The 25,581-nt window shown below is 50.9% G+C and carries 23 protein-coding genes; 8 read left to right on the top strand and 15 right to left on the bottom strand.

Translation table 11 applies throughout. The features are described from left to right. The first annotated feature begins 19 nt into the window (after nucleotides 1–19). Nucleotides 20–2,194 (top strand): c-type cytochrome domain-containing protein, encoded by a 2,175-nt coding sequence (locus CLV60_RS15420; protein WP_106596276.1) that lies wholly within the window; start codon nucleotides 20–22, stop codon nucleotides 2,192–2,194. Here the strand turns inward: CLV60_RS15420 and CLV60_RS15415 are convergent, their stop codons facing one another. The 3 genes from CLV60_RS15415 to CLV60_RS15405 form a co-directional block, all read right to left on the bottom strand. Continuing rightward, nucleotides 2,195–3,373, bottom strand: coding sequence for an AGE family epimerase/isomerase (locus CLV60_RS15415; protein ID WP_106596275.1), 1,179 nt, complete (start codon nucleotides 3,371–3,373; stop codon nucleotides 2,195–2,197). Between the two features lie 57 nt (nucleotides 3,374–3,430). Next, the gene (locus CLV60_RS15410) at nucleotides 3,431–6,067 is read right to left on the bottom strand and encodes a glycoside hydrolase family 2 protein (protein ID WP_106596274.1); all 2,637 of its coding nucleotides are present in this window, start codon (nucleotides 6,065–6,067) and stop codon (nucleotides 3,431–3,433) included. 203 nt (nucleotides 6,068–6,270) lie between these two features. Then, complete coding sequence (locus tag CLV60_RS15405) at nucleotides 6,271–6,597, bottom strand: hypothetical protein (protein ID WP_106596273.1); 327 nt, start codon at nucleotides 6,595–6,597, stop codon at nucleotides 6,271–6,273. A 113-nt stretch (nucleotides 6,598–6,710) separates the two neighbouring features. Here CLV60_RS15405 and CLV60_RS15400 point away from each other — a divergent pair, with 113 nt between their 5' ends. After that, nucleotides 6,711–7,988 carry a PQQ-dependent sugar dehydrogenase gene (locus CLV60_RS15400; RefSeq protein WP_106596272.1) on the top strand — a complete coding sequence of 426 codons (1,278 nt, stop codon included), beginning with the start codon at nucleotides 6,711–6,713 and terminating at the stop codon, nucleotides 7,986–7,988. Nucleotides 7,989–8,058: 70 nt separating this feature from the next. Here CLV60_RS15400 and CLV60_RS15395 read toward each other — a convergent pair whose 3' ends face one another. The 4 genes from CLV60_RS15395 to CLV60_RS15380 all read right to left on the bottom strand — a co-directional run bounded on the left by CLV60_RS15395 (nucleotide 8,059) and on the right by CLV60_RS15380 (nucleotide 12,503). After that, nucleotides 8,059–8,943 (bottom strand): cyclase family protein, encoded by an 885-nt coding sequence (locus CLV60_RS15395; protein ID WP_106596271.1) that lies wholly within the window; start codon nucleotides 8,941–8,943, stop codon nucleotides 8,059–8,061. An 18-nt stretch (nucleotides 8,944–8,961) separates the two neighbouring features. Then, complete coding sequence (locus tag CLV60_RS15390; RefSeq protein ID WP_106596270.1) at nucleotides 8,962–9,744, bottom strand: 3-keto-disaccharide hydrolase; 783 nt, start codon at nucleotides 9,742–9,744, stop codon at nucleotides 8,962–8,964. 63 nt (nucleotides 9,745–9,807) lie between these two features. Beyond that, nucleotides 9,808–12,174, bottom strand: a complete 2,367-nt coding sequence (locus tag CLV60_RS15385) for a S9 family peptidase (protein WP_106596269.1) — start codon at nucleotides 12,172–12,174, stop codon at nucleotides 9,808–9,810. Nucleotides 12,175–12,200: 26 nt separating this feature from the next. Next, nucleotides 12,201–12,503 carry a helix-turn-helix domain-containing protein gene (locus CLV60_RS15380; RefSeq protein WP_146151555.1) on the bottom strand — a complete coding sequence of 101 codons (303 nt, stop codon included), beginning with the start codon at nucleotides 12,501–12,503 and terminating at the stop codon, nucleotides 12,201–12,203. A 284-nt stretch (nucleotides 12,504–12,787) separates the two neighbouring features. Here CLV60_RS15380 and CLV60_RS15375 point away from each other — a divergent pair, with 284 nt between their 5' ends. From CLV60_RS15375 to CLV60_RS15365, 3 genes are all read left to right on the top strand, one after another. Then, on the top strand, nucleotides 12,788–15,310 hold the full coding sequence (locus CLV60_RS15375; RefSeq protein ID WP_106596267.1) for a M1 family metallopeptidase: 2,523 nt from the start codon (nucleotides 12,788–12,790) through the stop codon (nucleotides 15,308–15,310). After that, nucleotides 15,270–16,121, top strand: a complete 852-nt coding sequence (locus tag CLV60_RS15370) for an AraC family transcriptional regulator (protein WP_106596266.1) — start codon at nucleotides 15,270–15,272, stop codon at nucleotides 16,119–16,121. The genes CLV60_RS15375 and CLV60_RS15370 overlap by 41 nt, the downstream gene beginning before the upstream one ends. Nucleotides 16,122–16,259: 138 nt before the next feature. Beyond that, entirely contained in the window at nucleotides 16,260–16,949 is a 690-nt protein-coding gene (locus CLV60_RS15365; RefSeq protein ID WP_106596265.1) for a ferredoxin reductase domain-containing protein, read from the top strand. Here CLV60_RS15365 and map read toward each other — a convergent pair whose 3' ends face one another. The 4 genes from map to CLV60_RS15345 form a co-directional block, all read right to left on the bottom strand. Then, nucleotides 16,950–17,714 (bottom strand): type I methionyl aminopeptidase, encoded by a 765-nt coding sequence (map, locus tag CLV60_RS15360; protein ID WP_106596264.1) that lies wholly within the window; start codon nucleotides 17,712–17,714, stop codon nucleotides 16,950–16,952. Nucleotides 17,715–17,729: 15 nt separating this feature from the next. Continuing rightward, the gene (locus CLV60_RS15355) at nucleotides 17,730–18,515 is read right to left on the bottom strand and encodes a DUF3050 domain-containing protein (RefSeq protein WP_106596263.1); all 786 of its coding nucleotides are present in this window, start codon (nucleotides 18,513–18,515) and stop codon (nucleotides 17,730–17,732) included. A gap of 149 nt (nucleotides 18,516–18,664) precedes the next feature. Beyond that, nucleotides 18,665–19,045 (bottom strand): VOC family protein, encoded by a 381-nt coding sequence (locus CLV60_RS15350; RefSeq protein WP_106596262.1) that lies wholly within the window; start codon nucleotides 19,043–19,045, stop codon nucleotides 18,665–18,667. A gap of 163 nt (nucleotides 19,046–19,208) precedes the next feature. Further along, nucleotides 19,209–20,024: an AraC family transcriptional regulator gene (locus CLV60_RS15345; protein ID WP_106596261.1), complete on the bottom strand. Its 816-nt coding sequence runs from the start codon at nucleotides 20,022–20,024 to the stop codon at nucleotides 19,209–19,211. A 118-nt stretch (nucleotides 20,025–20,142) separates the two neighbouring features. Here CLV60_RS15345 and CLV60_RS15340 point away from each other — a divergent pair, with 118 nt between their 5' ends. Next, nucleotides 20,143–20,643: a DinB family protein gene (locus tag CLV60_RS15340; RefSeq protein ID WP_106596260.1), complete on the top strand. Its 501-nt coding sequence runs from the start codon at nucleotides 20,143–20,145 to the stop codon at nucleotides 20,641–20,643. On the opposite strand, the gene CLV60_RS15335 is transcribed toward CLV60_RS15340, so the two are convergent. Beyond that, complete coding sequence (locus CLV60_RS15335) at nucleotides 20,644–21,285, bottom strand: HAD family hydrolase (protein WP_106596259.1); 642 nt, start codon at nucleotides 21,283–21,285, stop codon at nucleotides 20,644–20,646. Between the two features lie 174 nt (nucleotides 21,286–21,459). Here CLV60_RS15335 and CLV60_RS15330 point away from each other — a divergent pair, with 174 nt between their 5' ends. Both CLV60_RS15330 and CLV60_RS15325 read left to right on the top strand, forming a co-directional pair. Continuing rightward, nucleotides 21,460–21,753, top strand: coding sequence for a hypothetical protein (locus CLV60_RS15330; RefSeq protein WP_106596258.1), 294 nt, complete (start codon nucleotides 21,460–21,462; stop codon nucleotides 21,751–21,753). Next, nucleotides 21,744–22,025 carry a type II toxin-antitoxin system RelE family toxin gene (locus tag CLV60_RS15325; RefSeq protein WP_106596257.1) on the top strand — a complete coding sequence of 94 codons (282 nt, stop codon included), beginning with the start codon at nucleotides 21,744–21,746 and terminating at the stop codon, nucleotides 22,023–22,025. The genes CLV60_RS15330 and CLV60_RS15325 overlap by 10 nt, the downstream gene beginning before the upstream one ends. A 55-nt stretch (nucleotides 22,026–22,080) precedes the next feature. Here CLV60_RS15325 and CLV60_RS15320 read toward each other — a convergent pair whose 3' ends face one another. The 3 genes from CLV60_RS15320 to CLV60_RS15310 are packed head-to-tail and all read right to left on the bottom strand — an operon-like array spanning nucleotide 22,081 to nucleotide 25,551. Further along, nucleotides 22,081–23,409 (bottom strand): hypothetical protein, encoded by a 1,329-nt coding sequence (locus tag CLV60_RS15320; protein ID WP_106596256.1) that lies wholly within the window; start codon nucleotides 23,407–23,409, stop codon nucleotides 22,081–22,083. Continuing rightward, a complete protein-coding gene (locus CLV60_RS15315) occupies nucleotides 23,406–23,975 on the bottom strand; it encodes a DUF4136 domain-containing protein (RefSeq protein ID WP_106596255.1) in 570 nt (189 codons plus the stop codon). The genes CLV60_RS15320 and CLV60_RS15315 overlap by 4 nt, the downstream gene beginning before the upstream one ends. 55 nt (nucleotides 23,976–24,030) lie before the next feature. Further along, a complete protein-coding gene (locus CLV60_RS15310; protein ID WP_229210984.1) occupies nucleotides 24,031–25,551 on the bottom strand; it encodes a Do family serine endopeptidase in 1,521 nt (506 codons plus the stop codon). Nucleotides 25,552–25,581: the final 30 nt, after the last annotated feature.

Genomic DNA, 25,581 nt, shown 5'->3' with positions numbered 1-25,581 from the left:
ATTTTTGGTGGAATTATAAATGCATTTGAAACTCAGGGTTTTCGCGGAACAGTTACTGGTTGCTTCCAATATTTTCATATTGTTTTTACTGCTCTTCGAAAGCAAACTCGTGATCCCGGCGTGGCTGCAAACCATCGGCCGGATGCACCCGCTCATCCTGCACTTCCCGATCGTAATCCTGCTGCTGGCAATGCTGCTCGAATTCTTCCGTTTCAAACCGGAATATGTCGGCAATGCATTTTACCGTAACTTTTTGCAGGGATTGCTGCTGATCGGGGCACTTTTCGCGGCGGTGACGGTGATTATGGGTCTGTTTCTGTCGAGAGAGGAAGGTTATGAAGGCGCTACTTTGACCTATCACAAGTGGACGGGAGCGGGGATTTTCTTTTTTGCATCCCTCATTTACTGGATCAGGAATGCCGGATGGTACAAATCGATAGCGGCCAAGGCAGGTGCATTGCTGACCGTAATCGCCCTCGTATTGACCGGCCACTACGGTGCTGCGCTCACCCATGGTAGCAACTTCATTTGGGAACCCATTTCCAATAAAAAGGAAATCGCCGAGGTACCGTTGGAAAAGGCGGTTGTTTATACCAATGTGATTAAACCCATTCTGGAACAAAAGTGTACAAGCTGCCATAATCCTGAGAAACTCAAAGGCGAGCTCATTCTGACCGACCCGCAGTCGATCATGAAAGGGGGGGAATCGGGTAAGCTCCTTGTTCCCGGCAACCCGCAAATGAGCCTTTTGCTGCAACGCGTGCATTTGCCGATGGAAGAGAAAAAACACATGCCGCCGTCGGGAAAGGCGCAGCTTACTTTGCAGGAAATCTCGCTGCTCACCTTATGGGTGAAACAAAAAGCCGATTTCCAAAAGAAACTGACCGATTTGCCCGCTTCCGACTCGCTGCGAATGCTCGCTACCGCGTTCCTGCAACCGCATACGCAGGAAGAGGAATACGCTTTCCCGGCCGTAGACGAGGACAAAGTGAAGGCGCTCAATACCGACTACCGGACCATATTACCGCTCGCACGCGAGTCCCCTGCATTGGCGGTGAACATTTACAATGCCGCGGCGTACAATGTGAGCCAGCTGGATGAGCTGGGCGACATCCGCAAACAGGTTATTTCATTGAACCTGAATAAAATGCCGGTCAAAGATGCCGATCTGAAAACCATTGCCAAATTCGAAAACCTCCGCAAGCTCGACCTCAACTTTACAGATGTCAGCGCGGTAGGTTTGAAAGAACTCTCCGGTTTGAAGCACTTGCAAAACCTTACCTTATCCGGTACGAAGCTCGGTTTGAACGATTTGAAAGGGTTGTTACCGCAATTGAAAAGTGTCAAAACGGTTGCCGTTTGGGATACCAAACTGTCGGCTGCGGATGTACAACAATTGCAGGCTGCTAACAAAAGCATGAACATCATTGGAGGTTTTAAAGACGATGGTAAGAACCCGTTGAAACTCAATCCGCCGCAAATGAAGAATGCCTCGCCGATTTTCGCGCAGTCGCTCGTGGTGGACATTCAGCACCCGATCAAGGGCGTGGATGTGCGTTTCACGATGGATGGTTCGGAGCCGGATAGCATTAAATCACCGTTGATGGATCACAAAACTGTGATTAACAGCAATACCACCATTCGTGCCAAGGCCTACAAAAATGGCTGGTACGGCAGTGACATGATCACTTTCGATTACTATAAGAGTGCATACCAACCCGATAGCGGCACATTACTGGCCCCGCTGAACCGCGTGCACCAGGCCGAGGGGGTGAAGACGTTCTTTGATCATAAACTGGGTGTTATCGGTGCCAATAATCCTGCCTGGGCTAATAACTGGGCGGGGGTCAGGGACAATGACATGGCTTTCGTGTCGGAATTTAAGAAGCCCGTAACACTGTCGTCGCTTGGCGTACGCTACATGGTGGAAGAGGATACGGGCATTTTTCCGCCTGAACTGGTTGAAATATGGGGTGGTACCACGCGTGAGAATATGAAGTTGCTCACGAAGTTCAAGGCGCCGATGCCGGTGAAAGGGGAGCGGGCGTCGCTGCGCAGCGTGGCGGGATCGTTTTCGCCGCAGCAGGTTTCTTATATTAAAATCGTGGCTAAACCGCTCAGCAAAATACCTGCGTGGCACCGCAACAAAGACAAGCGCGCATTGTTGCTCGTGGATGAAATGTTCCTGAATTGATTACGCTTTGCCGAGCCTGCGCCACATTTCCGCGCAGGCGCGCGCATTGTGGTAAGGACATTTCCAGAAGTTGATCTTGTCGCCTTTTACCGGTGTGCCGTCCTCCTTGACGGTGCCGAACCATTCGCCCTTGTCGTTGTCGACGAATTCGTTGACGATGTAATCCCAGCTTTTCTCGGCTTTTGTTTTAAACTGCGGGTCTTTCGTCAGCTGGTAAGCATTGTAGAAACCGACAAGCTGCTCCGCCGCAACCCACCAGCTGCGGTCGGTTTGGGTATGCTTCGTTTCGGGATCGTATTCGTAGTTCAATGCGCCGTCCTTTCCGAGTCCTTTGGAAGCCGCCGTCGCCATGGCGATGGACTTCTTTTTCATCCGCGCTATCAGCTTTTCGTCGTGTAATATCTCCGCTGTTTCGAAAAGTAGCCACGAGGCCTCGATATCGTGCCCGAATGAAACAATTTGGTCTTTGGCTTTCCATTGCTCGTCGAAGAACAGCTGCATGGTTTCAGTCTTCGGGTTCACGATATGCGTGATGATCGCGTCGAGCATGCCTGCCGTCTGCTTTTTGAGTTTTGCATCCGGCCACACGCTGTACAGGTTGGTATAGGCTTCTACCAAATGCAAATGCGTGTTCATGCTCTTGTTCCAGGGGCTTTTGCTCAGGATGTAATCGTCCGTCGTCGACCAGTCACGGGCGAATGCCTCGCGGTAACCGCCATTTACGGGGTCGAACGCGTGTTTTTCAATTATTTCAAAAAGGGATTGCGCTTTTTCCAGGGCTGGTTTGAAATGGGTAACCCGGTAGTATTCGGCTAACCCGTACATGGCAAATGCGTTACCGTAGATCTGCTTTTTCGTTTCGAGCGGTGAGCCATCCGCATTCACCGACCAATATACCCCGCCATATTCGGGATCGAAGAAACTTTTGACCAACTGCTGATAAGCCCGGTCGGCGAGTGTCAGGTATTTGGTCTCTTTCAATAACCGGTGTGCCAGCGAAAACGTCCACAGAAGCCGCCCGGTAAGTACTACCGATCGTGCGGAATCTTTCACCGGCTGGTTTTCATAATTAACCCGTCCATAAAACCCGCCCTTCTCCGGATCCGGCCCATACTTTTCCCAATAGTCGAGAATCGCGATAAATTCTTTCTTAAATGCTTCAGGCGTAAATGCGGCCATGGTTCTGGGTTGGTTTTTTCAGGAAAAAGCAACCCGGAGCAGGTTCATACTGTTTGGTTATTTTTCGTCAATTTTTACAGTTCTTTCGGGCAGGTTCCAGCCCTCCACAGAAACAACCGGCGTCAGCCCGTTTTTGGCGGTATATTCAAGCAAAACAGTCTTGCTTTCGCCGGGCAATACGGAGACATAGTTGTCGTCGTAGAATACAGGCAGGATGCGCTGTTTCGTGGTCGGATCAACCAATGCGATGCGGTTGAAGAATGCGAGCGGCGCGTTGACGGGGTTTTTGAGGGTTACCTCCACTTTGCCGTTGGAAACGATGCGGGCCGTTGTGGTAGCCTTCGATTCCGGCATGGTTTGCAGGCCGCTGTAATTCCCGGATGCATCGGGCAGCCAGTACAGATTGTCGCTAACGGGCTTTTTGTCCAGGTTCAGCAAGCGCAGGGAAAGGAACATCCCTTCCTTCTTCGCCATTTCTCTGATCTCGCGGTTGATATCAATGATCTTGCGAGTGGTTGAAGGACCTATTTCCACGAAAACCTGGGTGAGATTTTTGACGTTACCTTTCATGTCGATGGCATTGATGACGAGCATCAGGTCGTACTGGTGCCTGAACGTGTTGTTGACGATCGCTACGGCGGTATCTGCCGGGTTGTACATGACGTGCAATGGTTCGCTGCCGGAATGCAGGCCGTAGAGGCAGGCATTTGGATCAAGGTAGTAGTCGTACATCTGCCCACGAAGCGACGTCCATGGATTTTGGGTTTTCCAAATGATCACGCCGGTGTACCAGTCCCACATGCGCGCGCTGAAACCTTCCATCAATGCACGGTACTGGTCAAAGTTGACGAGCTGGGCTTTCTTCCCGAAGTCGCGCATATCCGTGGCCTTGCCGTAAGGCTCGATAGCGCCGTCGTAGCCAATGTATTTATGGTATTGCCAAACCGAATCCACTTTTTCGCGACGTGTTTCTGCCGAGTATGCAGGGGCAATGCGGTTGGCTTCGGGTAAAAATCTTTCGAGCGAGTGATGGTCCCCTACGCCCACAGAGCCGATTTCAGAATTGAAAGGCCAGGTGCGGTAATTCCAGAAGCGGGTCAGCGGCTGAATGCCGTAAGGGCCGTCGCCATTGCCGCCCAGCGCGTTGAACGACATGTCGTCGGAGTTGGAATAATCCACAAACCAGCGTGTTCCGTCGAGGGCGGGCAGGATGGAATCGCGCAGCGGCGTCATGATGTCTACCGGCAGGGTAATCTCGTTTCCGCCACACCAGATAGCCAGCGAGGGGAAGTTGCGGATCATTTTGATCTGATCGGCTGCCGATTCGAGGAACAGGTTGTGGTCGTCCGGGTATTTGCGGCGCGTCCATTGATCGTCGGCCTTGGCAGGATCGATCCAGCGGCCGTTGCAGTCGCCGGAGCCCCAGAAATCCTGCATGACCAGTATTCCATAACGGTCGCAGGCTTCGTAGAATTCGGGTCGTTCGGTTAATGCGCCGCCCCAGATCCGCAGCAGGTTCAGGTTCATATCGCGGTGGAAGCGTACTTCTGCATTGTAGCGCTCATCCGAAAACCGGAGCATGGCGTCGGAAATGATCCAGTTGCCGCCCTTGATGAACACTTTCTGGCCATTCACGGATATTTGTTTGCTGCGGGTGGTCGTGTTCCATTCGGTTTGTATTTCCCGGACGCCTACTTTCAGCGTTTCGGTATCGGAGACTTTCCCGGTTTGCGTGAATTGCATTTTGAGATCATACAAATCCTGTGCACCATAGCCATTCGGCCACCACAGTTTCGGGTTTTTCAGACTCAGGTCGGGCAATTTTACCTCCACCGTCGAATGCGGCTGGATGGTAACCTCTTTCGAAACCTTGTTGCCATCCAAAATATAATGCAAAATGCCCTTCTGTGGTGTTGTGCCCGCATTTTCCAGCTCGGCGCTTACCTTAATAGTTGCCGGCTGCTGGGTGGCACCGGGTATTCTTTTGCCGGGTACAAGGGTGATTACGTGCGGGTTTTTGATGTTGACTTTGCCGGTTTTTTCGATGGTGACCTTGTCCCAGATGCCGGTGTTGCGGTCGCGGACGGGCTGGATCCAGTCCCAACCGGCCACGTACTGGTGCGCCACATTCCGCGCGATGGTACCATCGCCGCCTTGGCCGCCGTTCGGATTACCTACCGGGTCCGGCGGGTACACGATCACCGCAAGCCGGTTTTTACCTTGTTTGCGCAGCTGGCCTGTAATGTTGTAAGTCTGCCGCAGGAACATACCCGAATGCAGTTTGGCATTCAGTTTTTTGCCATTCAAAAACACGTCGCAGCTGTAATTCACGCCACGCAAATGCAGCCAGGCCTCCTGCCCGGGCTCCACCTTTTCCTCAAAATCTTTGACGAACCAGTAAGTGTAGTAATCTCTACCCGTATTGTAAATATCCGGAATCTGCTTGTTGTTCATTCCGAAAAATGGATCGGGAACCTGCTTGTTTTCCAGCATGGTAGTGAGCACGGTGCCGGGTACAACAGCCGGTTGCCAACCGTTGAGGGCGAAATCGGGAGAGGAAATAGCAGTGCCGGTATCTTTCATTTTCGAGACCGGGATGCATTTCCAGTCGTCGCGGAGTTCGTATCGCTGGGCGTTGGCGTTGATCGTCCACAGGCAGACGACGGATAGGAGGAGGGTTCGCAGGTTAGTCATAGAAAACAGAATTTGTCGTTATCGGCGATACGGCAAATATATCTGATCCAAATGCCTCCAAACAAGGAAGGATATTGCATTAATTAAAATATTAACGAATGTTCTTCTTATTTTTAAATTTAAATAAAAATTATATTTGGAACCTGCTGAAACAAAAAAGCCTGACGCTTTCAGCATCAGGCTTGCGGGAAGAGAGCGGTTGGTTAATCACCCTGGTTTTCTTCCTGCCACTCGTGGTTATCGCCACCGAGGCTGTAATAGTTGTTTTCTTCATCTTCCCTTCCAATTTCCTCGTCGTCATCGTCATATTCTGAACCGGGGACGTCGAGATCGTCGCCGGTCAGGTCGTCTTCAAACGATTTTTCGTTCCATTCGTCGGCGTCCAGGTCGAGAGCACGCTTGACGCGGGAGATATCTTCGGGATCAATATCCGGGTCAATAAGTCCCTGACGGTAAATGTCTTCGCCTGCTGGATAATTTCCGGGAAGATCATCATCATATAGTTCGTCGTCTTCATCGTATGGGCCCATAGCTGTAATGGTTAAATGTACTAAAATCGGGTAGTCGTTTTGGGTATTGGTTAAAAAAGCGTTCCCGTACGCTTTTACCTAAAATAAGTGTTTTCACCCAATTTTACGATTGCATGCAAAGAAAATTAATCCGGTCAACCGGAGCCCTGGCAGTTTTGGCCGCTACGACGGCCGCACTGTTCGGTTACCGAAACGAGGCCCCCCTTAAATCACCCCTCTACGTGCCTGTTGAAGCCAAAGAACTGAAACTGCCGGCTGGCTTCTCGGCTACCGTGCTGGCTACCGACCTGGGCGCTACCCGGCATATGGTAGTGGGTAAAAACGGCGACATGTATGTGAAGCTCTCCAAACTGAAAGATGGCAAGGGTATTTACCGCCTGCGCGACACCAATGGCGACGGCGCCATCGACGAGCAGAAACTTTTCGGCGATTATCCCGGTACGGGCATTGCCATCAAAGACGGTTTTTTGTACAGCTCTTCCAACAAAGGCGTTTTCAGATATAAGCTGAATGAAAAGGACGAAATCATCGATTTTGACAAGCCGGAGAGCATTATCAGCGGACTTACCGACCATGGACGCGACAATGCAAAGCCTCTTGCCCTGGATAACAAAGGCAACATTTACGTAACCGTAGGCTCCTATAACGACAACTGCCGTGCGGCAGGCTCTGCGAAAGGTATGTCGCCCTGCTCGATCCTCGATTCGGCAGGCGGGATCTGGCGTTTCAAGGCCGGACAGCTCAATCAGCAGTTTTCCGACGGTACGCGTTATGCCACGGGCGTGAAAAACGCAGTGGGGATCGATTGGGACAATAAAACCAATGCCTTATATGCGACTACGCACGGCCGCGGGAAGTTCGATGATATGTACCCGCAATATTATACTCCGAAGCACAGCGCCGAGCTGCCATCCGAAACGCTTTATCGTCTGAAAGAGGGCGACGATGCGGGTTGGCCGTACATTTATTACGACCATTTCCAGAACAAGAAAATGCTTGCGCCTGAATATGGTGGTGACGGAAAGAAGACGGGCGGAGAAAAGGCGATCAATCCAATCGTAGCTTTCCCGGCGCATTTGGGACCGAATGCATTGATGTTCTACACGGGCAATATGTTCCCGGCGCGGTACCGCAACGGGGCTTTCATTGCGTTCCACAGCCAGTCATCAGAACTGAAAAAAGGCTACCTCGTGGCATTTGTACCGTTTGTGAATGGCAAACCGGGTAAATGGGAGATTTTTGCCGATAATTTCGCAGGTACCGACCTCGCCAAACCCACCGGCCCGATTCAGCACCGCCCATGCGGGCTCGCACAGGGGCCCGATGGCGCGCTGTACGTGACCGACGACCTCAATGGGACTATTTTTAAAATTGCTTATAAGAAAAAGTAAGCTGGAAGTATAAATAAAAACGGGATTGTCAGCACGACAATCCCGTTTTTATTCTTACCCCAAGTAAGAATTAGGCTTTGGATAATGTAGCAAACGGCCGTACCGGAAATGTACCCACGCCTTTGAACTTCGGCGGCACTGCGCTGAAAAGGTAGCCTGATACCGGCAGTTTTTCCAGGTTACAAAGATGCTCGACGATCAGGATTTCGGCGCCTAGCAAGATGGTGTGTACCGGGCGGCTGTTGCCGCGGGTGTCGTCGATGTTGTGGCTGTCGATTCCTACCAATTTTACACCGCAGTCGCGCAGGTATTCGGCCGCTTCACGCGTAAGGAACGGGTGGTTTTCGAAATAGGCTTCCGTATTCCAGTTTTTCGACCAGCCTGTGTTTACAATAACAGCCTTGTTCCGGATTTCCAGGTTTTGGAAAAATTCAATCCCTATTTCCAGCGCGTCCGTTGCATTGATCGTGATCGCATCCAGGTTTGCAAAAGCCTCCAACTCAACCTCCGAAAGATCTTTTCCATGGGCATAGCGGTGAAAGGGGCAGTCGATATAAGTGCCCGTGTTGCTCACCATTTCGATTTTGCCGATCTGGAACGAGGTACCTTCCTCGTATTTGCCGATAGAATCTTCGCGGCTTAGAAAATCACAGATGACCGGTGCCGGAAGGCCTTTGTAGGTAATCAATCCATCGAAAATAGTATGGCTCAGGTCAACGAGCAGTTCCGGCGAAGGCAAGTTTACGGGCTGGCGTTTGTGTTTTTCCTGAATGTAAAACTTGTTGAGGATGTCAACTTTTCCAACCATCAACAGCCGCAGGTCTTTGATGATGTAGTCAGCCAGCTCTGCATCGGTGATTGTTTCTCCGGCAATATCGAGTCGGAAATCCTGTCCCTGAATGCCTCCGCCGTTGGTAAATTCAATGGCAAAATCGAAAACTACTCTGTGATCCATAGGTGATTATTGTGTGTCTTAGAAATTGGTATCCGGCTTTGCCAGTTCCACGTCTTTGATCCAGATATTGCGGTAATATACATCGTGGCCTTCTGATTGCAATTTCAGGCCGCCGGGAGTATCGGTAATGCCCTTGCCGCCGTCATTACCGCCATCGATTCCTGAGTTTTTGCCGCCCCAAACCTGGCTAATCTTCTGATTGGTATGTACTTTTTTACCATTGAAATAGACGGTTACCATAGGCTGCTCTACCAGTTTTCCATCCTTGAAACGCGCCGCACGGAACAGAATATCATACGAATTCCACTTTCCGATGCCATTGTAGGCATAGTAAGGTGATTTCGACTCATTGATCACCGCACCCATCCCGTGGGAAGTCGTATCTCCGTCGAGCACCTGGATTTCGTAACGGTTTTGCAGGTAAACACCGCTGTTGCCGCCTGGTTTGGTGATTAGAAATTCCACATGCGCGCGGAAATCCTTGAATTGCTTTTTGGTAACAATATCCGCCGAACCATACAAGCCTCCCGCGGATGCCGGATCATTACAGTTGATGACGGTGCCTTTGTCGACTGGGTCATTCACAACCGTCCATTTGATCGGTGGCTTAGCTGCAAAGCGTGGACCTTCCCAGTAAATCCATTTTTCATCCAGCATCTTGCGGCTGCCGTCAAGGTATACTTCTGCGCCTTTGGGGGCTTTTACGCCGACGCCCACTTGCGCGTATGCGAGACCGGTGAATGCAAGGGCGAGCACCTGGCCGAGGAAGATGCTTTTCAGCTTCGGGAAATTTCGGTTCATGTTGTTTTCGTTTTTTATGCAGGATATAAGGGTTGGAAATTTTAGAATTTACTCACTGGGCGGCTACAACTTCTCTTCAAACAGCTTCAAAATGCGCTTGTACTCGTCGGTCCACGACGATGCTTCCACAAATCCATGGTCCTCCATGGGGTAAGAAGCGAGCTCCCAGTTGTTTTTGCCCAGTTCAATCAGCCGTTGCGAGAGACGCACCACGTCCTGGTAATGCACATTCACGTCCACCATTCCGTGGCAGATCAGCAGGTTGTTTTTCAAACCGGCCGCATGGTAAATGGGGGAGCTTTTGCGGTAAGCCAGGCTATCGGCTTGCGGCTCGTTGAGGATATTGGCCGTGTACGACTGGTTGTATGCGGCCCAGTCGGTAACGGGGCGCAATGCAGCACCGGCCGTGAACACATCGGGGGTCGTAAACAATGCCATCAATGTAATGAACCCGCCATAGGAGCCGCCGTAAATACCGATCTTTTTGGGGTCGACACCGTAGGTTTTCACTAGCCATTGTGCGCCGTCGGTGTGGTCGGTGAGATCCTTGCCGCCCATGAAGCGGTAAATGCCTGTGCGCCAGTCGCGGCCATAGCCTGAGCTCGCGCGGTAATCCATGTCGAGCACGGTGTAACCTTTGTCGGTGAGGAGGTTATGGAACATATATTCCCTGAAATACTGGCTCCACCATTTATGGGCATTCTGCAAGTAGCCCGCTCCATGGACAAAAATGACCGCCTTGCCGTTCGATTGCTTCGGTTCGTAAACCCGGGCATAAATGTCCTGGCCGTCACCGGCGTTGATGGTCACGACCTTCGCTTCGCGCCACGGGTAGGAGAAAAACTCGGCGGAAACGGAACGGGTAATCTGAACCGGTTTCACGTTTTTTTCGGTCGTATGATCCAGCAAATAGAGCTCCCACGGCGCGGTGCTTTGAGAAAAGCGGATCGCAAGGGTCTTTTCGTCAGGCGAAAGCGTCATCTCGTGCGCGCCGGGCGTGTGCGTGAGGCGCGTACGAGCGCCTCCGGTTACGGGCATGCGGTACACGTGCTGCTCGCCGGGGTGTACTTCGTTGGTAATGAGGTAGAAAGTCTTTTTATCTTTCGAAAGTACCACATTCTGCACCTCAAACTTCCCGGAAGTCAGCGCGATTTTCTTCCCGGTGGCAATATTAAACGCATACAAATGTGAGTAACCTGTGGCTTCGCTCTGGAAGTAGATCGTCTGATCGTCGAGCCAGCCTATTTCCCCGGCGCTTTGCGGATACCCGCCCACGCCCGGTCCGCCGATCCACGCTTCATCACGCTGGCGGTCGAGGAGTTTGAGGGAAAGCGTCGCCGGGTCGAAAGACATGATCCAGCGGTCTTTGCTATCGAGCGAACGGATTACCACCACGGCATGCTGCCCGTTATCCGACCAGAATGGTCCGTGGAAGATCACCTTCCGTTCCTTTTTCTTCCAGGCGGTATCGAGTTTGGGGTAGTCTTTGAGGTAGTCCGGCTTGTCGTAGATGCCTGGAATATCCGCTGTCGACACCTTCCTGGCGGTGTCTTTTTTTACATCATATACCCAAAACTCGTTCTCGGAAGCAGGTGCCCCGACTTTCGTCCGGGCCGGGATATCCTCAGTGAACCCGCTCTCCGTTACGTAATTCGGCACAATCGTCGATTTGGCGCTTTTGTCCATTTGCACCAGCCCGTACGTAACGAACCGTCCGTCGGGGCTCGCCTGTGGATTTGTTACGTTTTTATCGCCGAGGTAAATTTCCTTCGGCCTGGCTGGTTTGTCGGCCTCGGTAACCTTCTTGCCTGCGTCTTTCTTGTCTTTTCTTTCTTTCAAAACCTCAAACATAGCCAGCTGATCGGCTTTCAGGAATTTCTCCTGCCCGCCGGGTTGGCTCTCCGGCTTTTTGGTGCCTGATTTGAAATCGGTCAGCTGGCTGACAAGTCCGGAAGTGAGTGAAATGCTGAAAAGGTTATTGGTCCGCTCGAAGATGACGGCGGTTTCATCGCCGCTGAATACGGGGCTGGTTTCGCGTTCGGTCGTATTGGTAAGCTGGCGGATCGCGAAATCCTTGTAATTTACGATAAAAATGTCGCCGTTCTTTTCGTAGAGGCGCATCGAACGGGCGCGGTTATAAATACCGTTTTTGCCGGGCATACGCCTTCGATCGGCCGGGGCCACTTTGCTGATTTTCTTGCCTGCAAGCGAATAGGCATACAGTGAATCGGAAGGGTTTTTGTCGGGATTCCAATTGAAATACACCGTTTTCGAATCATCGCCCCAGGTGATGTCGCTCGGAGATGTCCCGATCCACATTTTCGGGTCCCGCATGATTTTCTCGACGGTCAGCGGAGCGAGGGATTGGGCTTGCAGGTAATTGGTATAAAGGAGTGATGTGAAAAGAAAGAGCTTATTAAAGTGGTTCATGTTCGAGTTTTTGAAATGCAATGCTGTTAGTTGCTATGAGCAACCTTTTCTTCCTGATAAGGAATGGCTTTAATGAGGCGCGTGTTGTTAAGTTCTTCAATGATCACCATATCCTCCGCCGGAATAATGCCTCGTTTGATCCAGTTGCTAACCGTTTGTGTATTAGGGATGTTAAAGCGCCTGCAATATTCGGCTACGGTCACCCAATCGTGCAGTTCGTAAATTTTACCATCCTTCGATAGATAGTTCTGGGCTTTTTCCAAAGTTTCCCTTGCCGCTTGGAGCAGCACTTCGAGCTCGTCCGGACCTGATTCTGTGAATGTTTTCATATGCATGATATTGCTACCTTTTCCTTTTTTCTAACTCTTCGAGCACCTGCATTAACTTTGATATTACGTCCAACACTTGGTCGATCTGTTCAGTTGTCATCTGATGCTGAAAATCGCGCAAGTATTGTCGGAGCGAAGCGATCCGCATGCGAACCTCCATTTCGTTCATAGTGTGCAAATTTTTTGAAGCAATATACAAAATGTTACGTTTCGTAACGGAATGCGAAGCAAGATTTGTCCAGTATTAAAATGGATATGCTATTTTTGGGCGTATCCTTAATCCAATGACTTTCATACGCTCCTTCATTCTCTATACGGCTGCGATTTTCGTGGCCTTTGCCTGCACGCGCCCGCATGGCCCCGCCCCTGAAAAAGGCGTCTCGTTCGCCCTCAATCAATACCGCAAGCAGCATATCGACAGCATTCAGTACCATATCGAACTGGATATCCCGGCAGGTAAGGCGGGAAAAATCATAGGAAAAGAGACCGTTGCATTTCGCCTGAATGCACTCGATTCGGCGCTTGTGCTTGATTTTAATGTGGATGCCAGTCATTTGCAGGAGGTGCGCGTGGGTGGCGAAAAAGTCGATTATCAGTTTGTCAATGAACATATTGTCATCGACGCAAAGCATTTGAATAAGGGCAAAAATGAGGTCGGGATTGATTTTATCGCCGGAGATTTGTCGCTGAACAGGAGTGAAGATTACTTGTATACGCTTTTTGTTCCCGACCGCGCTTCGACTTGTTTTCCCTTGTTCGACCAGCCGAACCTGAAAGCTTCTTATCAGCTGACTTTGAAAACGCCGGAAGATTGGGAGGCTGTTTCAAACGGTAAGCTGCGTGCTAAAACCGTCGAAAATAGCAAGAATGTGTACCGATTCGGCGAGACGAAGCCGGTGAGCTCGTACCTCTTCGCATTCGCTGCGGGTAAGTTTTTCAAGGAAACGCGTGTGGTGGATGGCCGCGAAATGACGATGTACTACCGCGAAACCGATACCACGAAAGTAAACCGCAACCGTGACGAAGTTTTTCAGCTCCACGAGAAATCGCTGGCCTGGCTGGGAGACTACACGAATATTGATTACCCGTTTGGGAAATTTGATTTTGTACTGCTGCCGTCGTTCCAGTATGGAGGAATGGAGCATCCGGGTGCTATTTTTTACAATGAGCCGGCCCTTTTTCTGGATGAAAATGCATCGGTGAACCGGCGCATGGCCCGCGCGAGTGTGATCGCACATGAGTCGGCGCACATGTGGTTTGGCGACCTGGTTACGATGGACTGGTTTAACGACGTGTGGCTGAAAGAGGTGTTCGCAAACTTTATGGCCGCCAAGATTGTCCATCCCAGTTTCCCGGAGATCAACCACGAGCTGCGTTTTTTGCTGGCGCATTATCCCAATGCCTATGAAGTAGACCGCACGGCCGGTACCAACCCGATTTTACAGCAGTTGGGGAACCTCAAAAATGCCGGGACCCTCTACGGAGCTATCATTTATATGAAAGCACCGATTGTAATGCGACAGTTGGAGCGGAAGATCGGGGAGAAAATGATGCAGGAAAGTCTGCGCGAATATTTGAAAACGTTCTCCTTCGGAAATGCCCGTTGGGACGATCTGATCGGCATTATCGACAAGCGTTCACCGGAAGATATTACTGCTTGGAGCAATGTTTGGGTGAAAACGCCCGGCATGCCGGAGTACGTTAGCGAGTCGGGCAAGCTGGCGCAGCAGAAAGATTCGGTTTCAGGGCGCGTGTGGGAGCAACCTCTGGTTTTGAAGACCCTGCAAAACGGGCAGCTGGTTTTTCCCAATAATGACGGGACGGGGTATGGCTATTTTAAAATGGATACCGCTTCCAAAGCGTGGTTCTTTACACATTACGGCAATGCGGAAGTGTCCGATCCGGTTTTCAAAGGGGCTATGCTGGTGAATAGCTGGGAAGGGCTGTTGCGCGGCGACGGCCCGGGGCCGGAGAAGCTGGTGAATTACATTTTGAATGCATTACCCAAAGAACAAAATCCGCTTTTGGTTGACTTTTTGCTCGGTAACCTTCAAAGTGACTGGTGGGTATTCCTGAACGCAGACCAACGGGTCGCCTATCAGACACGTGCTGAAAGCGAAATTTGGGCACTTTTGAACAGTACCAAAGACAAAGGCATTCAGACATCCTATTTCCGGGCATTCAAATCGCTGGCGCTGACGGACGACGGCTGGCAAAAAATGCAAGGGCTCTGGACCGGCAAACTGGAAGTGAAGGGCCTGGTACTCTCGGAGGAAGACAAAATTTCCCTGGCTTACGAGCTGGCATTGAAGGGAAAAGGGGATGGGAAAGCTATCCTGAAAAGCCAGTTGAATGCGACGAAGAATCCCGACCGGAAGGCACGAATGCAGTTTGTGATACCCGCGTTGAGCGCAAGCGAGGCGGAACGCGATGCGTTTTTTGAGACATTAAAAAAGGAGGAAAACCGAGAAAAGGAGGCCTGGGTGCTGGATGCCCTAACCTACCTGCACCATCCGCTGCGGGCCCAAAGCGCATTGAAATACCTGCGGCCATCGCTCGACCTTTTGCAGGAAATCCAGCTTACGGGCGATATTTTCTTTCCGACGCGTTGGTTGCATAACACGTTTGCCGGGCATTCGTCGCGAGAAGCCGCGCAGATCGCGCAGAGTTTTTTGAAAGAGCACCCTGATTATCCCTATTTCCTGAAAAACAAAATACTGCAGGCGACCGATCTGCTCGATCGCTCCGTAAAACTGTCGACTACTTATGCCCAAAAAGAGCATTCCCCTGCATTATCTCAGCAATGAGTCGGCCCTGGGCATTTCCCTGCACCGCATCGACCGGATGAACCGGGTGAATGCGCCGCATATGGACGCGCACCGCGACGATCACGGGAATTTCTTCTTCCAGGAAGACGGCCATGCGCGGCTGATGGTCGATTTTCGGGAGGTTGAGCTGAGAGGCAGCGGGGTGTTTTGCATTATGCCGGGGCAGGTGCATTATCCGCTCGAAACGGAAGGTTCGTATGGCTGGTTTCTGGGCGTGGATATGAGCTTGCTCGACGATCACCACCGCGCCGTAGTGGAGGAATATGCCTTGCATGGTTTCCCGATCAGTCTGGACCAGGAACAAGCTGACTTGCTGACGCGAAGCCTCCATCTGCTGCTGGGATTTTACGAGGCGCCCGCACAGTATGGACATCCGGTGATGCAATCGATGCTGAAAACGTGCCTGGGCATTTTTACTTCGCTTTTTGAAAAGGAGATTTTGCAGCGGACCGTACATACGCGTCCGTCGGTCATTACTTCGCAGTTTCGCAAACTTTTATCGCAACACTTCAAAACTGTGAAAAGTCCCTCGGAATACGCGGGGATGCTCAGCATCACTTCGTCCTATCTGAACGAGGTTGTAAAAGAAACGTCCGGGCAGCCCGTGAGCCACTGGATTCAAAACGAAGTGATGATGGAGGCTAAAAGACTGCTTTATTACACCGATTTGAGCATTAAAGAAATTGCATTCGGGTTGGGTTACGAAGACCATACCTACTTTTCACGACTGTTTAGAAAGGTTGCGGGTAAATCGGCCGGGCAGTTCAGGGAGGAGTTCCGGAATTTATAGTTTCCGGAAAAACCGCGATTTGTCCAATGATTACCCCTCTTTTGCCCTTTATTTCCTTCGCGCGGGCGTGTTGTTTTGTAAAGTAAAATTTCGGCTGGATCGTCAGCCATGGAACAACACCATCCAATCGCAAGAAAAATGAACATCATCAAACAGAAAGCGCTGCACTTGCTCGAAAATGCCTTTGGAAAAACAGGAACTGTACTTGCGATACGGGCCTGGGAACCTGCTACCTTTTTTGAAGTGGACGTCCATTTTCCCGAAATGGACATGAGTGGCTGGAAACGTGTCCAGCATATTAAAGTTCGGGTCGGAGATGGAATTTACCGCGATTATACGCCCGCCGGCTGGGATGAGGATATCCGTACCTGCACCTTATACATCAACGCCGAACAGGACGGTCCCGGCGCGCAATGGATACGCTCGCTGCGCACAGGCGACCGCATTACATACGTGGGCGTGGGCGCGACCATGCACCGGCCTACCTATGGGGGAGAAATGGTCGTTCTGGGGGATATGAGCAGCATTGGCCATTACCTGGCTCTGCAGCAGCTGGCCGGTACGCGTAAAATCAGCGGCGCGATCACGATCGCCCACGAAAATCACCGCGAGGAGTTTAAAGAATATTTCAACTGGAATATCCAGCCGGTGAAGAAGAACGGTGACGGAGGACTGCATTCGATGCTCAAATGGACCAGCGACAGGCAGCTGGCCAATTCGAACATCTATATTTCAGGGCATATCCCCACCTGCATCCGTTTGCGGAAAGAGCTCAAAAAAAGGAATGACTCGCCGCTAGGGATCCAGGTGCAGGGATTTTGGTCTTAATCAATCGAAAATTCCATTCATGGCCGTGAGGATCACGGGTTTGCCGTCCGTGACGATGATCGTGTGCTCGTGCTGCGCCACATACCCGCCGCGCGAGCCTACGAGCGTCCAGCCGTCGCGCTCGGTAGCCGCGTTTGTGGAGGCGGTTGAAATGAACGTTTCGATAGCCACCACACTGTTTTTGCGGAAGCGGGTCGTATTGTACCGATCGTAGAAGTTGGCAATTTCATGCGGTTCCTCGTGCAGGCTGCGCCCAACGCCGTGGCCCGCCAGGTTTCTGATCACCTTGTAGCCGGAGCGTTTGGCTTCGGTTTCGATCAGCCGTCCGATGTCGGCAATCCTTACGCCGCCCTTGATTTGACTGAGTGCTTTGCTCAGGATCCGTTTCGAAGCATTCACCAGCTTGTTGTGCCCGTGAATATCTTCGCCCAAAACGAACGAACCGCCGTTATCGGACCAGAACCCATTCAATTCGGCCGAAACGTCGATATTTACCAAATCGCCTTCTTGCAGGACCTTTGTTTCGGAAGGTACGCCGTGCGCTACCTCGTTGTTGACACTAATGCAGGTCCAGCCCGGAAAGCCATAGGTAAGCTTCGGGGCGGATTTCGCGCCGAGGCTATTCAGCATTTCTCCGCCGAAATCGTCGAGTTCCTTGGCCGTCATACCGGGCTTCGCATGCTCACGCATAGCACGTAAAGTAGTAGCTACCGCACGGCTGGCTTCCTGCATGCCGGTCAGTTCGGATTCTTTTGAAATAGACATGATGATGTGTCCGTCTTACTTTGTAATATTTTCTACCGCTATTTCCTCATAAACACCATCCCATAATGCAATACGCTTTTCGAGGGAGGCGATCGTGGCCTGTTCTGCTTCTTGCCAGAACGCCTCGTTCTTTTCGCAGAGGTTAGCGGTCATGCGAAGCGCGAGGTGGCTGTGGTGGTCGCCGTCGACTTCGATATGGCGTTCAAGGTAGTATTTAAAAATGGAAATACTGTCGGGGAAATTGCGGTGGATATCCTCGATAATCGACATGAACATGCCCGGAATGAGATCCTCCCGCCCGAAGGTAAAAATGGCTGCTTGCAGGTAATCCTTGCGCGTGCTGATGGTATCGAAAGTGAAACGGACAAATTCACGGGCTTTTTCGGGTGTTCCTGCTGTATCGAATGCTTTTTCAAAGTCGCCCGTCTCGCGCAGGGTGGTGATAAACCGCCCAATTTCAGTGGTGTCGGCGCCGCATTGGGCCATGGCATCGAGGTAGAGTTCGAAATGGCTTTTGAAATTTCCCTCGCTATCCACATCTGATTCTTCTCCGGCTACGATCTCGTTGATAAGATTGCGGGTTTCGCCATCTCCGGTCGGAAACCAGGGTACAGATGTGCAGGTAAGGCTGTTCTGGAGTGATTTTAGCAACGACATAAAATCCCAGACCGCGTACACATGGTATTTCATGAATACTTTAAGGTCCTCGATGTCATTGATAACCGAATAAACTTTGTGCTGGATAATCTGCTGCCGCAGGGGCTCGATGTTCTGCTGGATTCTGGTAATGTGGTCGTTCATTATTTGCGTAGTTCTTTCTTCTAAACTGTTGTTTGAAAATCTTTGTTCGAATTTTTTGCAAATAAAGGGAATCCTGGAAAGTGGTCGCTTGGGATTTACTGAAAATACCATGCAGGTGATTTTAGGGCACCAGCATGGTATGGGGAGGGCTACTTCCCTTGCGGCGAATACTTCACAAGATCGATCCCGATGCCATTAGGGTCCTGGATCGCGAAATGCCTGTCGCCCCAGGGCTCGTCACGGATATCGATTTTGATCGGTACGCCTTTGTTTTGGAGTTCTTTGTAAAGTTTGTCGACGTCGTCTACCTCGATGGTCAGATACATGCCTTGTCCCTGAAATGCGTTGTGAAACAAGGGCTGTTGCGAAGGATGTTCGGGCAGGAGGAAGCTGAGCTCCGACGCACCGCCCGGCGTGTGGAGCAGCAGGTAAAACTCGTTTTCGAATGTGACCCCAAAGCCAAGTGTCTGGGTGTAAAATGCTTTGGTTTCAGCCAGTTTGGAAGTGACAATACCTGCGTTCAGTTTCATTTTGTCTTTAGTTTGAGTGGATGGACTGGTTTGGGAGAATGCATTGGCACAGATGCAGACCAATACGAATAGTGAAAGGAGCCGTTTCATCATGCTGTTCGTTTTGTTGATGATGCAAATATCGGCCCGGACAGCGAGGCAGGATTGTAAAAAACGGACAAAGTCACCTTCCGAATGCTTTGCCGGGCGTCACGCCGTAAAGATTTTTGAACTCCTTGATGAAATGGGCCTGGTCGTAATAACCGTTGTCGTAAAACAACTTGTTCTCGCGGAGGCTTTGCTGGGAGGGCTTGGCACGGAGGATATTCTGGAAACGCACCACCTGGCTGAACGTTTTGGCCGAGTCGCCGATGTAATATTCGAAGAGCCGTCGGAGTTGGCGTGGACTGAGCCCGGTGTCGAGGTCTTTTTCGACATTCAACACACCGAAATTTTGGAGGATCATGGCTAATGCCCCATACAAACGGGGATCGTGATTGAAATTAACGTCCGCTATCCAATGCAGGAAATAATCGTCAAGCCTGCGCTTGATCTCTGCCAGAGGTAACTCCGGCTCAAATGCCGTGGCAATGAATTGCGCTGTGCCGGGTATTACAACGCCCAGGTTTTCGAAGCGATTGCTCAGTTCGGAAGCATTGATTTTGAATAGTTGCGGAAACATCGAGGGTAAAAAACGTATGCCCACGTAGTCAAAACTGTTTTCGAGCGGAAACTCTGTGTACTTTTTGCAGAAGCCCATTACAAAATTTTCGGCGGGATTATGCAGCTCGAAGAAGATATCGATACAGCCATCGGCGACCACGCGGTAGAGAAAAGGTTCATTCAGCGGGGCAGTGGTACGCAATTGCCAATAGCAGTAAATAAAGCCCTGCAATGCGCTATCCGGAAGAAATTCCTGGTACGTAACCCGCTCCGCCGACTGCTTCACGGTCGGTTGAATTGGCATATACAGCCCGCGAATATCTGGGGTTTTATACATCCGGGTAAGGGATTTTTACTTTTTCTTCTGCGACGCCTCGTGAGACCGAGATTGACGTATGTTAATCATAGCTACCGGCATTGTTTTTTAAAGGATATGAGAAAAAACGAACAATACTATGAGCAACAGGACCTTAGTAGATGCCTACATCAAAGAGCTGGAAGCAGAGTATACTTCGACCCGCAAATGCCTGGAAAGGTTTCCGGTGGCATTATTTAGCTACAAGCCGCACCCTACTTCCATGGAGATGGGCTACCTCGCGCTTTTGGTGGCTGAAATTCCCCTTTGGATCACTTTTATGGTTGAGGAGGGCGAAGTTGATTTTGCCACTTACAAACGATTCGAGTTCTCTACCAGCAAGGAATTGCTTGACCACTATGAGGAAGTTTTCAAGGGCGCCCAAAAATCGCTTGCGGGCATTACCGATGATGAACTCGATGCCCCGTTTTATCTCAAACGGCAGGGCCAGGTACTATTTACCCAGCCCAAACGTGAGGGAGTCGGCTCTACGATCAATCACTGGGTGCACCACCGTGGCCAGCTCACCGTGTACATGCGGCTGAACGAAATTGCCGTTCCTTCTATTTACGGGCCCTCCGCCGACGACCGTACATTCTGATCAACGCGGGGGACCGAAGCGGTCGAACTGTTCTTTTTTCAGTTCTTCGAGAATCTCCTTCGTCGATTCGAAACTGGTGTGCTGGAAGGCACGCAGCCCGAGTGTTTTGGCCATATTGGCGAACATAATGCGATCGTCGAAATACACGCATTGGCTCGGTGTTGCCTGTGCGATCCCCATGGCAAGCTCGAATATCCGCGGATCGGGCTTGCGCATTTTTACTTCGCAGGAAGAAATGAATGCATCGAAGCAAGTATGCAGTTTGAACTTCTGAATGCGGTAATCGTTCAGTTCTTTACCTTCATTATTGATGGAAATGATGCGGAAACCGCAATCCTTTTTCCATTCTTTGAGCCACGCCAGCATGCCGGGCAGCTCCACCGACTGCGAATACATGAATTCTTTGAAATCTTCCCGGACGAAGTCGCGCGGGTGATTGAATATCACGGTGTCGAGGTACTGATCGAGATTCACACTCCCGATTTCGTAGACATTGAAGATGAAATTATGGAGTTGGTCCATTTCCTTATAATTGAGGCCGAATTTCTCCGCCGCCAGAAGACGGGATTCATGGCCCCATCCATTACTCAAAAGGACGCCGCCAATGTCGAAAAAGAGGATTTTGAGATCGCTGATCTGCATGATAGATAGTAAAGTGTAAAGGTTCGGGAGTAAAGATGCGCGGATAATTCGTGATTTCCATCCGGCGAGGTGACAGATTAGCGCCCAGGTGATGTTTTGTAGATGATATATAACAATTTTGTTGACATTTGCATCTATATTTGTATTCTATAATCTACTCAAAGTTCCTTGATCATGATGAATGAAACTGTAAAACTTTACGAACGCATTGTTATGAATATTGGAGAACTCATTGAGGTTTCGGGGTATCGGAATGATTACCTGGCCGGCAAGTTGGGATTGACGACCGTCAACTTCTCAGCCAAGAAAAAACGGAAGACCTTCACATTGGAGGAGATCAGAAAACTGGCTTATATTATCGATAATGATGATGTGCAGGACTATTTGTTGGCTCTCGAAATGGACGCGCGGCAAGGCGAGGAGACCATTACCCATGAAGAATTTTCTAAGCTGATGGGATGGAAATAGTCTATAAAAACTCATTTATCAGGGAATTTACACGACTACCAACCAATGTTCAACGGGCTACCCAGGCTATAATCAATAAGTTGGAATGGGCCAGCACTTTGGAAGCGGCAGGTGTCGACTACGTCCGTATTCGGGGGCAGAAAGTCGGTCATCATTATTATCGGATTCGTATCGGTCAATATCGAATGGGTGTTGAATACATTGCGCCAGACATCATCATCATAACGATAGGTGTTCGTGGCGATGTTTACAAAACATTTCCACCAAAGTAAAAGCCGGTACGAGTTCGGACTGGTACCGGCTTTTAGCCTCTAACTCTGTGTTGCTTTACCGTCTTCCCCCGCGGAAGCCACCACCACTAAAACCACCCCGGCTAAATCCCCCGCCGCCGCCATTAAAAGTTCTGCCTCCAAAAGATCCATACGACCGGGATGGGGCGCTGAACGAATTACTCCGGGGCATCGACCGGTAGCTTTGCGCATTTATCGAGCGCGGAGCTGAACGCATACCCTGGCCTCTGTCGAACAGGTAGGACCGGGAGCCGGTCGACGGATTGAAGTGTCTCGCTGCCGAACCGATGAATGCGGTTCTCGGCGAATACATATAATTCCGTGGGGCGATGGTGTGGTAGTAGTGGTCGTACTGGCGGTACAGGTGCGGGTAATACCGGTAGGCGCCTCCGAAGAACCATCTCGAAAAGCCCAATGACGGCATTGCGTAAACCATTGGATAGCCACCCAGGCCGAAATAGAAGCCGGAACCATAGCCATACAAGCCAGGATACCACATCGGCGAACCGTACCAGTAAGGATAGCCAAACCAGTAGGAATAAGGGCTGCCGTAGTTGACCACCTTGTCGCCGGTGGGCGCGGGGTAGCTGTAACCTCCCTGCGACGCGTATTCTTGCGAAGCCTGGTTAAGTTCCTGCATGGCCTGCGGATTTTGTTTCAGCTCGTCCTGATAGGCGGCCAGTTCCTCTTTGTTTTGGGCCTCCATCTGGTCATGAATGCCCGCGAGGTCGTTGCGTACGTCGGCCGGGTTGTCCTTGAAACGCTCACCCAATCGGGTCACCAGGTCGGAGTGGTCGTTCAGGAGCGATAACACGTCCGGCATTTCTTCCAGGGTTTTAAATGCGTGCTGGGCATCGGGGTCCAGCAACGCGATCATGCTCTGGAAGGATGAGCTTGCTTCTTCGTTGAGGTTGTCGACTGCCACCAGGTCGCCATGGTGGTTGTTATACAACTTCCAGGCAGCTTCTTTCAGCTCGGGGGAGGGGTTCACATTCGCCAGCATACCGTCGATCGTCTCGTGCGAAGTTTTACGCGGAAGCATTGCCAGTTTATGCATCAGGTCGGGATACCGGCTGACTTCGTAAAACCAGTTTTGTTTCTTTTGAGCGTAATTTTGAATGATTTGCTGGAATCCCGCGCTGCTTTTTTCCCGGATCCCGGCAAGCTTGCCAAGCACATCGGGGTATTGGGTAGCTACGAGGATATCATTGCGGACGTCGTCATTGTAAGGTGCAATGGCTTTGAGCAGGCTTTGGTCAGTGACAATGTTTTGTTGCGCATTACTAACCATTTGATCATCCTGGCCGTAGCCTGTGAGGCTGGCGGCGGAGAGCAGAATAGCGGCGAAATATTGAAGCGTTTTCATGACACAGGGAAGCTTTTCATTAACTTCTTAACTCCTTTATTGATCTGTTTTTCAAGCCGGTTTGGATTGCTCACATCACCGGAAATCGCTTTTTGCCAGATAATATCCCCGGTTTTGGTATCCACCACGTCGAGGATGAGCGTACCGTCGGTGGCGGTGGTGGAATAGGGGTAACCGCCGTAACCATAGCCGCCGAAACCACCATAATAAGGATATCCCCAGCCGTAGCGGCCCCAGCCCATCATCGGGTAAGCGCCAAATGGATAAGCCCCGCCACCGTAGTAGTTCTTGCGTACGCGCTGCGTATAGGTGTGGAATTGCAGGAGCAGGTCAGGGTGCTGGGTGTTGCGCGTGAGCCCCCGGCTTTCCAGCGCCTTATCGAAAGCAATCTGAATGCGGTGACGCGATAAAGAGCTGGCGTACATCGGATTCTGATTGGTTTTCATGTCGGGGACAATCCAGTTATAAGTTAATGCCTTGCCGGAAGTCGGCTGTTGGGGACTTTGCGCGAGCACCACACTGCCCAGCACAGTCAGCATTCCCAACAAAATCAGATTCTTTTTCATGTCAATGAGTCACTTTAAAGGGCTTTCCGGGAGCCTCCCGGAAAGCCCGGGTTTACTACAATCCAATTGCGAAATATTGGGTTTCATCGTTGCCGGGATAAAGCCCTTCGATCATCACCCCGCCTTTTTTGCCTTGCAGCATTTTCACTGCTTCACGGGCATTGGCAACCGGTGTTTTATCAATTTTGGTAATCACAAAACCTTCCTCCATATCGGTACCCTGGCGGATTTTGCCTGCATTGATGGCCGTTACCTGTGCACCGGCACCGATTCCGTATTCTTTTTTCTGCTGGTTGGTCAGGTCTTTCAGTTCGATACCCAGTTGCTCCATCACAGCGGAAGACGAACGGTCGGCTATCGAAGGTTCGGAAATGCCTTTCAATGTCACGGAAACCACTTTGTCGACGCCGTCGCGATTCACATTGACAGTTACTTTGTCGGATGGTTTATGTTGGGCGATGGCTTCCTGCAATTGCGGTACGCTGGTAATGTCGTGGCCGTCGATTTTGGTAATCACGTCACCTATTTTGATGCCGGCTTCTTTGGCCGCACTTTCATCCGCGAAATTCTCGATGCGCACGCCCTCGTCCACTTTCAGGTCAAATGATTTGACTTTCGCCGCATCCACTTCGCTGATCCCTACACCCAGGTACCCGCGCTGTACGGAGCCGAACTTGGAAATGTCCTCCACCACTTTGTGCGCAATGCTCGAAGGAACGGCGAACGAATAACCTGCAAATGAGCCTGTCTGGCTGGCAATGGCAGTATTGATGCCGATGAGGTTACCATTCAAGTCCACCAACGCACCACCGGAGTTACCGGGATTCACAGCCGCGTCGGTCTGGATGAACGACTCGATGGGAGCTTTGGCATTCTCGCCGAGGATATTAATGCTGCGTCCTTTCGCGCTCACAATGCCCGCGGTGACAGTCGACGTCAGGTTGTAGGGGTTACCCACCGCCAATACCCATTGTCCTACTTCGACATTCTCGGAGTTACCGAACGACAATGCCGGCAGATTCTTCGCGTCGATCTTGATCAGCGCGATGTCGGTGTTCGGGTCGCTGCCTATTACCTTGGCTTTGTAGGTATGCTTGTCGGCGAGGGTCACTTCCAACGTTTCCGCGCCTTGAATCACGTGGTTGTTGGTCACGATATAGCCGTCGGGATTGATGATCACGCCCGAACCGGTGGCTTGGGGTTTCTCCATTTTACCCTCGGGCGCTTGCTGACCGAACGGGCTGCGGCCGCCAAAGAAATCCCTGAACTCTTCCGGTATTTGCATTTGACTCACTGTTCGTTCAGGCTTCAAGGTTGATTTAATATGTACCACTGCCGCGGTGGCTTTTTTGGAGGCAAATGAAAAGTCGGCGGGGATCATCGCGGTGGCGCCGTTGGCGGCAGCCCCCGACTTGGCATCCAGCCGGGCTTTAACAAACGGGGTCGCGTTATTGACCCACGTTGAAATCGTATCTGGTTTGCCAAAATGTTCGTAGGTAGCATAGGAGGTTCCGCCCAATAATGCGGATGCGAAAGCTACTGCTGCAAGTTTTCTGAAATTCCGGGTTGTTGTCATCGCTATTAAATTGATTAAGTGTATTCAAAT

It is taken from the genome of Dyadobacter jiangsuensis (assembly GCF_003014695.1).
Taxonomy (GTDB): Bacteria; Bacteroidota; Bacteroidia; order Cytophagales; family Spirosomataceae; genus Dyadobacter; species Dyadobacter jiangsuensis.
The sequence above is the reverse complement of the archived record's forward strand: the minus strand, read 5'-3'. Positions and strand labels throughout refer to the sequence as shown.